The organism is Tenacibaculum xiamenense (assembly GCF_964513065.1).
Classification (GTDB): domain Bacteria; phylum Bacteroidota; class Bacteroidia; order Flavobacteriales; family Flavobacteriaceae; genus Polaribacter; species Polaribacter xiamenense.
Map to the genome: position 1 here is coordinate 188,697 of NZ_CAZEQU010000030.1, position 15,531 is coordinate 204,227.

The 15,531-nt window shown below is 33.9% G+C and carries 15 protein-coding genes; 11 read left to right on the plus strand and 4 right to left on the minus strand.

Annotation, left to right across the window (positions count from 1 at the left end):
* Window position 1: 1 nt before the first annotated feature.
* From ACKTTV_RS10975 to ACKTTV_RS10985, 3 genes are all read right to left on the minus strand, one after another.
* Window positions 2-460: a phosphatase domain-containing protein gene (locus ACKTTV_RS10975; protein WP_408030877.1), complete on the minus strand. Its 459-nt coding sequence runs from the start codon at window positions 458-460 to the stop codon at window positions 2-4.
* A 194-nt stretch (window positions 461-654) separates the two neighbouring features.
* A complete protein-coding gene (locus ACKTTV_RS10980) occupies window positions 655-951 on the minus strand; it encodes a hypothetical protein (RefSeq protein ID WP_408030878.1) in 297 nt (98 codons plus the stop codon).
* Window positions 952-1,080: 129 nt separating this feature from the next.
* Window positions 1,081-2,001 (minus strand): sterol desaturase family protein, encoded by a 921-nt coding sequence (locus ACKTTV_RS10985; RefSeq protein WP_408030879.1) that lies wholly within the window; start codon window positions 1,999-2,001, stop codon window positions 1,081-1,083.
* Window positions 2,002-2,097: 96 nt separating this feature from the next.
* Here ACKTTV_RS10985 and ACKTTV_RS10990 point away from each other — a divergent pair, with 96 nt between their 5' ends.
* The gene (locus ACKTTV_RS10990) at window positions 2,098-2,712 is read left to right on the plus strand and encodes an HD domain-containing protein (RefSeq protein ID WP_408030880.1); all 615 of its coding nucleotides are present in this window, start codon (window positions 2,098-2,100) and stop codon (window positions 2,710-2,712) included.
* Window position 2,713: 1 nt separating this feature from the next.
* Window positions 2,714-3,745 (plus strand): helix-turn-helix transcriptional regulator, encoded by a 1,032-nt coding sequence (locus ACKTTV_RS10995; RefSeq protein ID WP_408030881.1) that lies wholly within the window; start codon window positions 2,714-2,716, stop codon window positions 3,743-3,745.
* Here ACKTTV_RS10995 and ACKTTV_RS11000 read toward each other — a convergent pair whose 3' ends face one another.
* Window positions 3,746-4,978, minus strand: a complete 1,233-nt coding sequence (locus ACKTTV_RS11000; RefSeq protein ID WP_408030882.1) for a hypothetical protein — start codon at window positions 4,976-4,978, stop codon at window positions 3,746-3,748.
* 114 nt (window positions 4,979-5,092) lie between these two features.
* Here ACKTTV_RS11000 and ACKTTV_RS11005 point away from each other — a divergent pair, with 114 nt between their 5' ends.
* The 9 genes from ACKTTV_RS11005 to ACKTTV_RS11045 all read left to right on the plus strand — a co-directional run bounded on the left by ACKTTV_RS11005 (window position 5,093) and on the right by ACKTTV_RS11045 (window position 15,528).
* Window positions 5,093-7,441, plus strand: a complete 2,349-nt coding sequence (locus tag ACKTTV_RS11005; RefSeq protein ID WP_408030883.1) for a TonB-dependent receptor — start codon at window positions 5,093-5,095, stop codon at window positions 7,439-7,441.
* A gap of 107 nt (window positions 7,442-7,548) precedes the next feature.
* Window positions 7,549-9,615 carry a hydantoinase/oxoprolinase family protein gene (locus ACKTTV_RS11010; protein WP_408030884.1) on the plus strand — a complete coding sequence of 689 codons (2,067 nt, stop codon included), beginning with the start codon at window positions 7,549-7,551 and terminating at the stop codon, window positions 9,613-9,615.
* Complete coding sequence (locus ACKTTV_RS11015; protein ID WP_408030885.1) at window positions 9,615-11,285, plus strand: hydantoinase B/oxoprolinase family protein; 1,671 nt, start codon at window positions 9,615-9,617, stop codon at window positions 11,283-11,285. Before ACKTTV_RS11010 ends, ACKTTV_RS11015 begins: the two co-directional genes overlap by 1 nt.
* 11 nt (window positions 11,286-11,296) lie before the next feature.
* Window positions 11,297-12,367, plus strand: coding sequence for a branched-chain amino acid aminotransferase (locus tag ACKTTV_RS11020; RefSeq protein ID WP_408030886.1), 1,071 nt, complete (start codon window positions 11,297-11,299; stop codon window positions 12,365-12,367).
* 6 nt (window positions 12,368-12,373) lie between these two features.
* Window positions 12,374-13,276, plus strand: a complete 903-nt coding sequence (locus ACKTTV_RS11025; protein ID WP_408030887.1) for a DMT family transporter — start codon at window positions 12,374-12,376, stop codon at window positions 13,274-13,276.
* On the plus strand, window positions 13,266-13,625 hold the full coding sequence (locus tag ACKTTV_RS11030; RefSeq protein WP_408030888.1) for a cupin domain-containing protein: 360 nt from the start codon (window positions 13,266-13,268) through the stop codon (window positions 13,623-13,625). Before ACKTTV_RS11025 ends, ACKTTV_RS11030 begins: the two co-directional genes overlap by 11 nt.
* A gap of 1 nt (window position 13,626) precedes the next feature.
* The gene (locus ACKTTV_RS11035) at window positions 13,627-14,388 is read left to right on the plus strand and encodes an SDR family oxidoreductase (protein WP_408030889.1); all 762 of its coding nucleotides are present in this window, start codon (window positions 13,627-13,629) and stop codon (window positions 14,386-14,388) included.
* A 10-nt stretch (window positions 14,389-14,398) separates the two neighbouring features.
* Window positions 14,399-15,199 carry an aspartate/glutamate racemase family protein gene (locus tag ACKTTV_RS11040; RefSeq protein WP_408030890.1) on the plus strand — a complete coding sequence of 267 codons (801 nt, stop codon included), beginning with the start codon at window positions 14,399-14,401 and terminating at the stop codon, window positions 15,197-15,199.
* Window positions 15,199-15,528, plus strand: coding sequence for a hypothetical protein (locus ACKTTV_RS11045; protein WP_408030891.1), 330 nt, complete (start codon window positions 15,199-15,201; stop codon window positions 15,526-15,528). The genes ACKTTV_RS11040 and ACKTTV_RS11045 overlap by 1 nt, the downstream gene beginning before the upstream one ends.
* The last annotated feature ends 3 nt before the right edge of the window (window positions 15,529-15,531 follow it).

Below are 15,531 nucleotides of genomic sequence, written 5' to 3' on the forward strand. Positions count from 1 at the left end.
TTTAAAAATCTCCATAAAAAACTTGAAAACAAGGTAATTTTAATTTTAACCTCCATAAGTCGACTACCTGATTTCTATCATCTAAAACAAATTCTATAAAATACTTCTCTTCAATTTCCCTTCTAAAGATTTCTTCCTTTATAATAGCATCTTTTCTATTATCCTTAGGTTTACGCATCCAAAGTTCATCATAATGAATATTATGTGCATCCAACCATAGTTCTGTTTCTGGCTGATACCTTCCATCTCTTCCTGATAATAGTAAAACCTTATATCCAAGCTCTTTGTAATTCTTAACCAAGTTAACTACCGGTACATTGGGCAAATCTTGCTCACATTTACTTCCATCAAAAGGATTTCTATTATTTATCAATGAAAGTGTTCCATCTAAATCACAAATAATTGCTCTTGGTAGCATTTCATCTTGCAATCTTATTGTATTTTTTAACTTGTTTGCCATTTCTTTTCTTTTAGTTATTAATTCCTTTTTACTTTTCTTTTTATAACATTTTCCCCACTTGGACGACATGATATTTAACAATCACATTGCAAATGTTAGATGTAATTACGCAATGATTTTGCGTATTAAATGTTTTTTTAGTTAATTTTATTTTTTCAGGAAAGTTTATTGCATAAAAAAAGTGCTTAACAGCACTACTTACAAGGTAAAATTTCAATTACTTTACCATATACATTCTTCGTCCATCCGTTTAGATGTCCACGATTATTGCCTATGAGCAATCCCCGTTTTTCATTTTTGCCTTTTACTAAATGAGTAAAACAATTTCCTCTAACCTTACAAAAAACAATATCACCTGTTTCACAATCTTGCCAAGTTACTGGTTTCAACTTTACAGGTTGTTTGGATTTTAATATAGGCAACATTGAGTTACCTGGTTCTTTAGAGATAATAGTTTCTCCATTTAATAGCTTTTGAATTTTCCAATTCATAATCATAGTATTTAAATTAAACATAAATTCAAAGACTATTCAATATGTATTGAGTAAAAGACCGTATACAAATATATACTTAAAATTAATATTGACCTAATCGCATAAAAAAAGAGCATAATGCTCTTTTTATTTGGTTAGTTGTAATTTTCTTTCTTTCAAAGCTTCCTCTCGGTAAGATTCGGCTAATTTTCCTCCATCGATATGATTCCAACCTGGAGGTTTAAAAATATATTTCAATTTATCCATAAAAGTTGGCGCGTTAACAACATCTTCCCATAGTTGCTTCCATAAAATTGTTTGTACCTGCCAGAAGTTTTCACCATCAATAGTATCATCCATAATACCATATTCCATTTTCTTATCGGTGAATTCAGATTGAAAAGTTCCAAAAAGGTGATCCCAAATAGAAAATGTTTCCCCATAGTTTCGATCTAGATATTCATGATCACTAGAATGATGAGCTCTATGTACAGAAGGAGTTATTAAAAGCCATTCAAGCCAGCGCTGTTTTCCTACAAAGTTTTCATTGACATGCTCGTATACTCCATAAAACCTCCCAAAAGTATGTACAATAAATACCATGAACGGATCAAATCCCAGTAGCGGTAGCCATATAAAATTAAGTGGAGTCCAAAGAATACCTAAAAAAGACCCTCTTACGGCAACGGTTAGTTTCATTTCTTTAGCTGTATGATGTACGCCATGTATACACCAAAATAGCCGTACGCGATGTCCTAGGTAATGAAATACATAAAACATTAAATCATACAATAAGAAACATGCTATCCATATGTACCATTCGTACCCTACAGTAAATAGTTTATATTCATAACACCATACCATGGTTCCGAAAATGAAAATTCTTCCTAAAAAGAAATATGGAATAGAATCAATAATAAAGGAAAGTAGGTTTACAAAACCCTCTTTATTACTTTCGAGTTTTTGAATTATAATCAAGGCAATCCATTCAATAATGACCATGATTATTAATAGTATTCCTAAAGATCCCTCCAGATCTTGGTATACTTTAAGCAGTAGTTCGTTCATTTTTATTTTTATTAAGATTGGTTAAGAACAAAGCTAATCCTATTATTTCAATTTCTTCTACAATTTCATTATTTTCGACATTAAAATTTGTTTAGTTTGAACCTACAGGAACGTTTTCAGTCATTAATGACAAGCTATGAGACCTCAGAAGATATTATTGAAGATCTGTGGAGCAAAATACATCAGTTTTATAGTAAAAAAGAGAGAGCATATCATAACTTAAATCACCTCCAGGAGCTATTTAAATATCATGATTTGTACAAGGAACAACTAAGTTCACCTGACATAGTTTCCTTTTCTATATTTTATCATGATATTATTTATGATATTTGGAAAAAGGATAACGAAGAAAAAAGCGCCGAAGTTGCTTTAATAGAATTGCAAAAAATTGATTTGCCCTATCTTTTTTATAAGGAAATTGAAAATCAAATTTTAGCGACAAAAACACATCAAGCGGCATCTTTAGATGGTAAATTTATGGTTGACTTTGATCTTTCTATATTAGGTCAATCAAATAAAATTTACACTGATTACACCCAAAAAATCAGAAAGGAGTATCGACTTATTCCTTCTATACTTTATAAAAAAGGAAGAAAAAAAGTTTTGGAGCATTTCTTAGCTAAAGAAAACATATACAGTACCGTTCCTTTTAAAAACCTCTATGAAAAACAGGCTAGAGAAAATCTTGCCAATGAATTAAAAACTTTATAACATGGCTTCAAATAAAAACGCTCTTATTCGTTATAAAACCATTGATCAATGTTTACGAAATACCATGCGTCGATGGACTTTAGATGATTTAATTGATGCTTGTTCTGATGCTTTGTACGAATATGAAGGAAAAGATGTATATGTTAGTAAACGTACGGTACAACTTGATATTCAACATATGCGTAGTGATAAATTAGGGTACAATGCTCCTATTGAAGTTTATGAACGTAAATTTTATCGCTATTCCGAGGAGAACTATAGTATTAAAAACATTCCTGTTACCGAAACTGATGTAAAAGTAATGAACGAAGCTATTGCTGTTTTAAGGCAGTTCAAAGATTTTTCTCTATTCAAGGAAATGGACGGTGTTTTACAACGTTTGGAAGATTCAGTATACGCTTCTCAGGAGACAAAACGAGCTATTATTCATTTAGATAAAAATGAAAATTTAAAAGGTTTAGAGTTTATCGATCCTATTTATGAGGCCATCCAACAAAAAAAGGTAATTACAATTATTTACAAGTCTTTCAAAGCGAGAGAAGCTTCTGAAATGATTATTCATCCTCAACTTTTAAAAGAGTTTAATAATAGATGGTTTGTTCTTGGCTTCATAAAAGACAAAGCTATCACGCTCGCCCTAGATAGGATTCAAAATATTATTACCAAAGATGAAATTATATATAAAGATTATAATATTAATGGTGATGAATACTACAAAAACATTGTTGGAGTAAGTGTTTCCAATTCAAGACCTCAACGTGTTCAGTTTTGGGTGGATCGAGAAAACACTCCTTATGTTATCACTAAACCTTTTCATAATTCTCAAAGATTAATTAAAAGAACAGAAAACGGTGCTATTTTCAATATTTTGGTACAACCTAACTATGAATTAGAACGCTTAATTCTTGGTTTCGGTGATTCTATAGAAGTTCAAAAACCAGAAAGATTGAGAAGAAGAATACAACAGAAACTTAATAGAGCAATGACACGTTATCAAGCGAAAAATGATGAAATCGATGATTCTTTAGAATAATTAAGACAATACACTTAATTGAACATCTCCTGAAACAATATTGTTATTAATATCTACCCCTGTAAATCGACCAATAACCTCTCCTGTTTGAAATAAATTATACACTTTTAAGTATAGAGATACCTTTTGAATAAAAAAGATTCCCACTAAGGAAAAATGTAACTCTAAAATCTGCCCTTTATTTTCCAACGACAGACGATCATTTTCTACAACCACATTTTCTGTTCGGCTTCGAATATTATAGTGAAACTCTTCAACAAAGAAATTCAATTCATGGTTTTCATTATCGATACTGAATATTGCTTTATAGTTGTTCGGAATCTTTCCGAATATGCTCGCATATGGGCTTTTTGACGACAATCGAGAAAGTTGTTTTGGAACGTGACTCAAAGCCACATAACGTTCCTTAACCAGTTCTTGTGAAAACACTGGGTCAAAATAAAAAGAATTAGCCTCCTCTTCCATCGCCTCTCTACTATCCTTTCGAACCATAATCATATTTCCGGCCACACTATGATCATATTTATCAAATGAAGAATAGGTTCCTATCAAAATAGGTCGCTCATTTACATTCGATTTTCCAACATAAAAAATAAAATTGGCACCTTCTATTTTTCCTCTCTTTGTAAAAAACTTGGCATCAAAATGTGTAAAGCTACTTTCCTGTTTTATATTTCCGAATAGATTATAATAGATAGGAAGGCCTTTTTTGTTTTGATACACAAAAATGAGTTCGAATGTTTTCCAATTATTGTAAATAATAATTTGACCCTTGGTCATTTTTTTATCTTCTCCATAATAATAGCACACATAATAGTAGTCTTCATTGGAAACAGAACTGTGTAAAAGTTGCAATTGCTTTTCTCTTTCATCATGTAACTTAATTCGCTTTTCTAAAAACTCAAATACATCTTTACAGTCTAAATAATTAAAAAACAAAAACTTGTACTCCCTACTTATTTTAACCACTGGCTTCCCCGTAGAAACCTCTCTGGATTTATTATACAAATACTTACCATTAACATAGCCTTTTAATAACAGTTCCAATTCACTTTTAATACTTGGCAAATTCGAATTGTAATTCCCGAATCCATAAAGCTGAGAATCTTTGTAAGTATCCTGAACCTTATGATCCTCCTTAAACTTGTCAATAACCTGATTTAGTAACTCAGTAAATACATACTTTGTTAGTACTAACGTTTCATTTGAATCAGTATTTGAATATTTTTCCATCTTCTTCCAAAATTTAAAACTGGAATTACTAATATAATAATAAATATTTGGAATAAATTATTAGGAAAACGAAATCCTATACTTTTATTATCGAAATCACTAAAACAAATAACGATGAAAAGATTCCTAATCCTATTAGCGTTCTTCATTCCTTTAACCATTGTTGCTCAAAACATTACCATTACAGGAAATGTAAGCTCAGATATTGAGTCTTTACCTAGTGTTAATATTATTGAGAAAGGAACCACCAACGGAGTTGTTTCCGATTTTAATGGAAATTACACCATTACAGTCAAACAAAATGCCACCTTGGTTTTCTCCTTTTTAGGGTATGAAACAAAAGAAATTGCCGTTCAAGGAAAGAAAAAAATTAATGTTATACTAAAAGAAGATAATTCCTTTTTAAATGAAATAGTCGTTGAAGGTTTTGCTGGCGTTGTTGGACAAGCTCGACGTAGAGCTGAATCCATTCAAAGCATTCCTGAATCTGTAGTTACCATGACTGCTACAGAAATTGAAAATGCGGGTATTACAAATCTACAATCATTCTCAGCTCAGGTTCCAAATGTTAATTTCAATACTTCTCAAAATGTCGGAGTCAACTTTGTTACCGTAAGAGGTATTCCACAAATTAGAAACGGAGAAGCTCCTATTTCATTTGTGATTGACGGAGTAACTGTACCCGATTCAAACTTACTAAATCAAGAGCTATTCGACTTAGCCATGGTTGAAGTTGTAAAAGGTCCTCAAGGAGCCTTATACGGAAAAAATGCCATTGCTGGAGCTATTAACATTGTAACGAAAAAGCCCACAAACTCTTTTAGAAACAAAGTGAATATTGGATATGCTTCTGGAAACACCATTAAAGGTCAGGGTGCTTTTTCTGGTCCTATTGTAAAAGATAAAGTGTACTATAGAGTATCAGGAAGCTACAGAAAATCTGACGGACTTTTCTACAACATTACCAACGAAACTCCTCCTGATTACTTCGATGATTACAGTGCAAGAGGACAACTATTTTTTAATGTAACTGACGATTTTAAAATTACACTTAGCGGACAATATAATAATATAAATGGAGGGGGATTATACTATCATATTCCAGCGAATGGAGCATCAACTGTCGACCCTAACGAAATCGACGATGTAGTTGCTACATCCGATGTTTTAGGTAAGGCTTTCTTAAAAAACCTATTTGCTTTTGCCAAGTTGGAATATGATTTTGAAAACATGAAACTTCAATCTGTAACCTCATATAATAAAGCAGAAAGAAACGGAACAGGTGATTTAGATCATTCTGCCGCTCCAATCTTATTACAAGATCAAGATAGTAACTCGGAAGTATTTAATCAAGAATTTAGATTAAGTTCAAAAGATACTAGTTCTAAAATCTCATGGGATTTAGGAGCCTTTTATCAAAGAAACGAACGATATTTAAGAACTCTTGCTCAAGCAGATTTCGGGTTCTTTGCGCCTCCATTTGCTCCAACAGGAACATTCAGTGATTTAGGTGTTTCTGATTTTACAAATACCTATAACACAATTGCCTTATTCGGATTCTTAGACTACAAGCTTTCAGATAAAGTAACACTTTCATTTGGTCTTCGTTACGATAATGATCAAATAGAACAGGTGAATCCTGCACTGAACTCTGAAGATTCGAAAAACGATAGTGAAATACAACCTAAATTCTCTATTTCATACGCTCCTTATAAGGATGTATTATTATTTGCCAATTACGGACGAGGGTATCGTGTTGGAGGGTTCAATGCTCAAAAAACAACTATTTTCGATAGAGAATATCAAGCTGAAACAAGTGATAACTACGAGCTTGGATTCAAAAGTAGCTGGTGGAACAATCGTTTTATCTTAAACATAGCTGCTTTTTATACCAACTTAAACAACCAGCAACAGTACGGACTTCAGTTAACTCCTCCAAACATTATACTTGGAAACTATAACTACGATCGTAGTAGTATAAAAGGGTTTGAAGTAGACATGAAATTAAGAGTATCAAAATATTTAGATATTATTGCAAGTTACGGAGCTGTAGATGCTAGTATTAAGGAAGCTGGTAGAGCCGGTGATACAGATAGAACTCCTTTCAATGGAGTAAGAACACCATTTGTTCCACAAGACAGTTTTAATGTTTCATTACAATCAAATGTACCCGTTTCAGAATCAGTTAGCCTAAGAGGTATTCTTAATTTAAAAGGAACAGGAGAAATTCTTTGGCATGAGGAATTGCCAGATTTAAAGAGTCCTCGCTATAATTTATTAGACCTAAGATTTGGAGCTAACTTCAACAAAAAGTTAGACATTACTCTATGGGGAGCTAATATCCTCGATGAAAAATATGCACAAGAATTTTACTCTAGTCAATCCATCGGAGGGCCTGGACAAGACCTTATATGGTTGGGTAATCCAGCAACCTATGGCGTAGAGTTATCTTATAAATTTTAACCGTTTTCATTTCTAATCATTTGAATTAAACCATAAGTTTAGTCAGAAGGCCAAGCCACTAAACATTCTTTAGTGGCTTTTTTATCAATCACATAAAATATAACATCATGAGAGTCGCAACAGATATTGGAGGGACTTTTACAGACCTTGTATGTCTTGAATTTGACGAAAATACAGGGAAGCCAAAGGGCGTAAAAGTTGCAAAATCAGATACTACTCCATCGAATTTTGAACAAGGAATTCTCGATACTATACGTAAAGGAAATATTGATTTAACAGCAGTAAATTTCTTTGCTCATGGAACCACCGTAGTTATTAACGCACTTACCGAAAAAAAAGGTGTAAAAACTGCATTAATTACAACGAAAGGTTTCAGAGATGTATTGGAAATAGCAAGATGTAATCGCCCAGATTTATTCAATTTTAACTTTGTTAAACAACCTCCTTTCGTTCCAAGATATTTGCGATTTGAAGTGGAAGAAAGAATGAATTATAAAGGGGAAGTCGATACTAAATTAAACACTCAAAACCTTCAAGACATAGTTCGCTTTTGTCAGAAAGAAAACGTAAAAGCTATTGCAATATGCTTACTTCATGCTTATAAAAATCCGGCGCATGAAATACAGCTATTAAAAGAACTTGAAGCCTTAGATTCTTCAATTGAAATTATCGCTTCTCATGAAGTAACCAGAGAATGGAGAGAATATGAACGAACGAGCTCTACAGTATTATCAGGATACGTATTACCGATTGCAAAAACCTACTTAAATAACCTTGAAGACAAACTCAAAACTCAAGGTTTAAAAGATGCTCCATACATCATGCAATCAAATGGAGGAATTACCACCATTAATGATGTAAAGTCAAACCCAATTACCATGGTAGAATCTGGTCCTGCAAGCGGAATTTTCGGTGCCATTGCCTTAGGAAAAGTAATTAATAAAAAAGACCTCATCGTTTTAGATATCGGTGGAACAACAGCTAAATGTGCCTTGGTAGAAAATGGGCAAGTAAAAATAACCACCAACTATAAAATAGAACATTCTCGCACGGAAGCGGGATACCCTATTCAAACTCCTGTTATTGATATTGTAGAAATTGGAAATGGAGGTGGAAGTATTGCTTGGGTTGATAAAGGAGGTAAAATGCATGTAGGTCCAAAAAGTGCTGGAGCAATGCCTGGACCTGCCGCCTATGGAAGAGGTGGAACGCAATTGACAACTACGGATGCCAATATTATCACAGGAAGAATTCATCCAGACTATTTCCTAGGAGGAGAAATGAAACCAGATTATGGAAGTATTGAGAAAGCTGCTAACGAATTATCGGAATCATTGAACGGAACGGCTTCTGATATAGCGAAGGGAATTATTCGAGTTGCAAACGCAAACATGGTAAATGCACTAAAGCTTATTTCCGTTAATAAAGGTTACGATCCAAGAGATTTTTCTTTAATGGTTATCGGTGGTGGTGGTGCTATGCATGGCGCTGATCTAGCAAGGGAACTTCAAATTTCAGAAGTTATAGTTCCAAATAATGCCGGAGTTTTCTCAGCCTTTGGAATGCTTATGTCTGATATCAGAAGAGATTATATCCGAACGAATGTTTTGACCGTATCTGAAATGCAAAAACCTCTTATTATGAGTGTGTTTTCAGAAATGAAAAATGAAGCAATTGAAAACTTTAAAAATGATAACTATAAAGCTGAGGAAGTAAAGTTTACGCACTATGTAGATTTAAGATATGCGGGTCAGGAACACTACGTAAAAGTGCTCTTAAACAACTTCAATACTGAAACTCCTTTAAAAGTTATTATAGAGAACTTTCACAAAGAACATAAAAAACATTACTCGTTTGAATTAGATACAACAGTAGAATTGGTAAACTTTCATTTGGTAGCTGAAGTTGAAGTTGAAAAACCAGATTTTCCAAAGAAACAGATTACAAATAAGAAACTTGAAAATGCCGTTTTTGATACACGCGAGGTAGATTTCGATGATCTGGGCAAGCATCAAACACCTTTTTATCACAGAGACTTACTAGAACCTGAAATGACCATCATAGGCCCCGCCATCATTGCTGAAAAAGCAACTACGACAGTAGTGTCACCTTTATATGATGTTTCAATAGACATTTATGGAAACCTAATGTTAACGCTAAAAAACAAAGCCTAATGGAAAAATTTACCTTAGAAATTATTCAAGATACGCTCGTTGCTGCTGGTGATGAAATGTTTAAAACATTAGAACGAACTAGTATGAGCCCCATTATTTACGAATCTTTAGATTATGCAGTGGGAATTACTGATGCCAAAGGCGAATTGTTAGCTCAAGGAAATGGTGTTACTGCTTTTTTAGCTGCCCTTGATTCGGTAGTAAAGGCCACTTTAGAAAAATTTAAAGGAGATAATAGTTTAGAAGAAGGAGATGTCATTATTGCTAACACTCCTTATGCTGGTGGAGGTACACATTTATCTGATGTATCGGTAGTGTATCCTGTTTTTTACAATAGCGAACTCGTGGCATTCACTGTAAATAAAGCGCACTGGACGGAGCTTGGAGGAACTTTTCCAGGTTCTGTATCAACTGTAGCTACAGAAATTTATCAAGAAGGATTGCATTTTCCTTTTATAAAAATAAAATCGAAAGGAATACTTAACGAAGCAATTATCGATTTAATCAAAGCCAATGTTCGACTTCCAGACAGTACTTTAGGAGATTTGTTTGCTGGTATTGCAGCTGCAGAAGTTGGGGCTAAAAGAGTACTTTCAATCATTGAAAAATATGGTTTTGAAACCTTCTTAAAAGCAAAAGAGGACTTTTTAGACTATGGGGAACGTATGTGTATCGAAGCTTTGAAAGAAATTCCGAATGGAGTTTATGAAGGGACTGCTGATATTGAAGATAATGGTTTTGGTGAAGGTCCTTTTCCAATAAGAGCAAAAATTACCGTTACCGACACTGAATTTATAGCTGACTTCAATGGTTCACATCCTCAGGTAAAAGGAGCTACAAATTTAGCTTATAGCGGTTTAGTCACTGGATGTAGAAGTTTATTTAAAGCAATTACCACTCCAAGAATGGATGCGAATGGCGGTGCTTTTCGTCCAATGAAAGTTCTTTGCGAACCTGGTACTATTGTAAGTGCCGAAGCTCCTTCCGCAGTTTCGGTATACTATGAAGTTTTAATAACTGCCATAGATTTAGTCTGGAAAATACTAGCACCTTTGATTCCTAATAAACTTCCTGCAGGTCATTTACGATCAGTATGTGCCACATTTATTTCAGGAATTCACCCAGACACCAAAGACTTTTTTATTCAAGCCGAGCCTTTGGCTGGCGGATGGGGAGCCTCTGCTACACATGATGGTAATCGTGGTCAATTGTCTTGTGGAAGTGGTGAATCGTACAACATTCCTATTGAAATCAGGGAAATGCGCTATGGAATTCAAGTTGAACAATATGCCTTCCATAATGAAGGTGGTGGTTATGGTGAGTTTCAAGGTGGTAATGGTCAGTATATAGATTATAAAATCACAGCTGATGAAGCTCATGTCACTGGAGCATTCCATGGAGAAAAAACCAAAACATGGGGAATGAATTCTGGTGAAGACGGTTCTTACAATTACTTTATGATTATACGCAAAGATGGTACTCAAGAACGCTATAGCCTTGGTACAAACATCAAATTAGAAAAAGGAGATATTGTTAGATGCACCACGGCTACTGGTGGAGGCTATGGAGATCCTAAAAAGCGATCAGTTGACCAAGTTTTATTAGATATTAAAAATGGGTATATCACAGAAGAACAGGCTAATGAACATTACAACATTGGTATCGTATAAAAGAGAAAATTATGCAAATACATATTCAAAAGACACAACGATCTAAGCTTGCCGATTTTGATTTTAACAACATCCCTTTTGGCACCTATGTTACTGATCATATGTTGGTTGCCGAATACGAAAACGGAGTTTGGCATGATTGGAAAATTATTCCTTACCAAGGGTTCAATATGGATCCATTATGCAACACTATCCAGTATTCTCAAAGCATTTTTGAAGGAATGAAAGCGACAATACTAACAGATGGAACACCTGTTCTCATGCGACCTGATTTGAACATCACCAGATTTAATAAATCGGCTGAACGAATGTGCATGCCTACCATACCTCAAAAGTTGTTCTTACAAGCTTTAAAAGCAATTGTTGATTGCGAAAAAAAATGGATACCAAAAGGTAAAGGGAAATCGTTATACATAAGACCTACCCTATATGCAACAGGAAACTATCTAGGAGTTAAACCTTCAGATACCTATCGATTCGTCATTTTTACAATGCCTTCTGATCTTTATTTCACAAAACCAGTAAAATTAACTACAGAGAAAAAATATGTGAGAGCATTTCCTGGTGGCATTGGTGAAGCAAAAACAGGGGGAAATTATGCAGCGTCCCTTTATCCAGCTCAACTAGCAAATAAAAAAGGATACGATCAAATTATTTGGCTCGAAGCTCCTCGTTTTCAAAAAATCCAAGAGGTAGGTGCTATGAATTTGTTTTTTGTCATTAACAACAAAGTTATCACCCCCTCACTATCAGGAGCTATTTTACGAGGAACTACCAGACAAAGCTGTATTGAAATACTTAATGAAAAAGGTATTCCTATTGAAGTTAGAGATATTTTCATTGAAGAAGTTATTGAAGCTCATAAAAACAATTCTCTTCAGGAAGCCTTTGGTGTGGGAACCGCAGCTGTAGTGTCTGAAATAATAGAAATAAATCACGGTGTAATTAACATTACTCTTCCGAAAATTGAAGATCGAAAAATAAGCAAGCTCTTATATCAAGAAATAGAAGGGCTTCGTTCTGGTGAAATTGAAGATACTCGAAATTGGATGGTTCCTGTAACTGTAAATGACCACGAATAAACATAAATGTTTAGTAGTAATATACATAAGGCTTTTTTTGTTTCTGGGTTAACCGCTTTAACCTATGGTGCTACATACCCAATTGCCAAATTAATAATGCCAGAGTATATTAAACCTTTAGGGCTTACATTACTTCGAGTAATAGGAGCAACAATATTGTTCTGGCTTGCAGGACTAACAATAAAAAATGAACAAATACAGAGAAAAGATTTTGTATTGTTATTCCTAACTGGATTATTCGGTGCTTCCTTAAATATGATTTTTCTGTTTAAAGGACTTACTTATACCAGCGCCATTAATGCCGCAATAATTGTTTTACTGGCTCCATTATTTGTAGTATTGAATTCCCATTTTCTTTTAAAAGAGGTTATAGGAATACAAAAAATTATTGGGATAATCGTTGGATTACTTGGTGCTGTCATAATTATTTTAAAAGGATTTTCTTTCGAAGCAATCGACGCCTCTTTCGTAGGAAATTTATTGATTCTTGGTAGTCCTTTTTTCTATTCTTTCTACTTAATTATCATGAAAAACTTAGTACGTAAATATCATGTATTTACTATTACTAAATGGTCGCTATTATTTGGATTAATTGTTGTACTTCCTTTCGGGTATTCTGAGTTAAACCAAGTTCAGTTTAATCTCTTTTCTATTTCACAAATAACTTCGGTGTTATTCATAATTATAGGAACTTCTTTTTTAGTGGTTTTATTCACCCTGTATGCTCTAAAGCACTTAAAAGCCAGCACCTTTAGTTCTTTTATGTATTTACAACCCGTATTTACAATAAGTATCGTAGCTCTCATCGGAAATGATACAATTACCCTTATTCAAATCATGGGGATGTTCTTAGTAGTTATAGGCTGTTATTTGGTTAGTAATAAAAATGAAAAAAAATATGATCACTAAAATTAAATGGGAAAATGTACCTGTTGAACAGGTAACCCCAATGATGCAAAGACAAATTGTTCATGGAGAAAAGGTTATGATTGCTAAAATGAAGTTTAAAAATGGCTTTAGAGTTCCACTACACAGTCATGAAAATGAACAAGTAACAGAGGTTCAAAAAGGAACCATCCGTTTCTGGTTTGGTAAGAATAAAGAACAACAACTTGATATCCATGAAGGAGAAACGGTTGTTATTCCGGGAAATCTTCCTCACGAAGCCCTTATGATTGGTAATGTTGAAGAAACAGATACTTGGGCTCCTCCAAGGAAAGATTGGTTGGATGGTACAGATGATTATTTAAAAAAATAACATGGATTTAGGACTAACAAATAAAGTAGCGCTCGTTTTGGCATCGTCAAAAGGATTGGGGAAAAGCGTGGCTCTTGAATTGGCAAAAGAGGGGGCTCATGTTGCCATTTGTGGCACAGATAAAGAAGCTTTAAAAAACGCGGAACAAGAAATTAAACAAGAATCAAGTAAAAAAGTTATTTCGTTACAGTGTGATTTAACAAATGAGTTGCAACGTAAAAACCTCATCAAAACAGTCAATCAAAAACTTGGAACCATTGATATTTTAATTACGAATATTGGAGGACCTCCACCAGGTTCTTTTGAGTCCTATGATTTAGACGGTTGGAAAAACCTTTTCAATTTTATTTTTCTCAGTACTGTTGATGTTATCAGACAAGTTATTCCCAAAATGAAAGCGCAAAATTTTGGTAGAATCATCCTCATCACATCCATTGCTTCAAAACAGCCCGTTGATAACTTGATTTCTTCAAATTCAATGCGATCAGGTTTGGTGGGTTTTATGAAAAGCTTATCCAATGAATATGCTCCTTACGGAATAACAGTAAATAATGTAATGCCAGGATTTACACTTACTGAACGCTTGGATTTTTTAATGAAACAAAGTCCAAATCTAAAAAACTCCAAAGATTCAATTCCAATGAAACGCTTTGCCTCTCCAGAGGAATTTGCACACGCAGTAACATTTTTAGCAAGCATGAATGCCAGTTACATCACAGGAATATCACTTCCTGTAGATGGTGGATGGATTAAAGGAATTTAAAAAGTAAACCATGAACAAAACAACTCAAAAAATAATGTATTTAAACCCTGTTGGGTTTGATGCCTATGACTCTTTTTTCGCCAGCATGGTAAAGGAAAATAAAAATGAAAACACTGAGGTGCATATAACTTCCCTTCCATCTCATGTGGGAAAAATGGATAACCTTGAGTATCGAACGTATAATGCGCTTATAGCACCCGATGTAATTCGTGCAACGCAAAAAGCATCACAAGAAGGGTTTGACGCTTTAATTATCGGGTGCTTTTATGATCCGTTTCTACTTGACGCCAGAGAAATTTCTGGTGATATGGTCGTTGTTGCTCCTTGTCATTCTTCTATAGAAATAGCCCTAAAAGTTTCTAATAAATTCTCCGTAATTATTGGACAAAAAAAATGGGAGCATGAAATGCACCATACTATTCGGTCATATGGTTATGAGCATCAATTGGCCTCGTTTAGGGATGTTAATATGAATGTTCGAGAATTTCAACAAGATCATAACATTACGGGTTCTAAATTAATGGAAGCCTCAGAAAAAGCAATCTTTGAAGATTTTGCCGAGTCCATAATACTTGGATGTACCTTAGAGTTTGGTTTCTATAAAGAAATACAATCAAAACTAAATGTTCCTGTGATTGATCCATCCATTGCTGCCTTAAAACAAGCTGAGCAAATGGCTTATTTAAAAAACACCTATAACTGGAAACCATCAAGAAAGTGGAGTTCTCAAGCTCCTCCAAAAGATGATATACTTCAGTTCGGTTTATTTAATCATGAATATGAATTTGGTAACAGAATTATAGTGAGCTAATGGAAATTAAGAAAATTACATACCCAACCTCTAAAGAACATTATAGTAAGGAACTACTGTCCGAAGTGAATGAAGGTATAAAAACAACATTAGGGACTGTGTTTCTAAGAAAAGGAACACGAATTCCTTCTGAAGGTTTTTCTAAGCATCCTTTCAATGAAATTTCGATTATTACGAAAGGTTGTATTGAAATGCTAAATGAGGATGAAAGTATAAAAGGATATTTGAAATCTGGAAATGCCGTATATATCAATGCACTTGAAGCACAAGCAGGGAATGTATTAGAGGATACTACTTTAATTTATGTATTAAATGAAAAAGCAAATTAACTT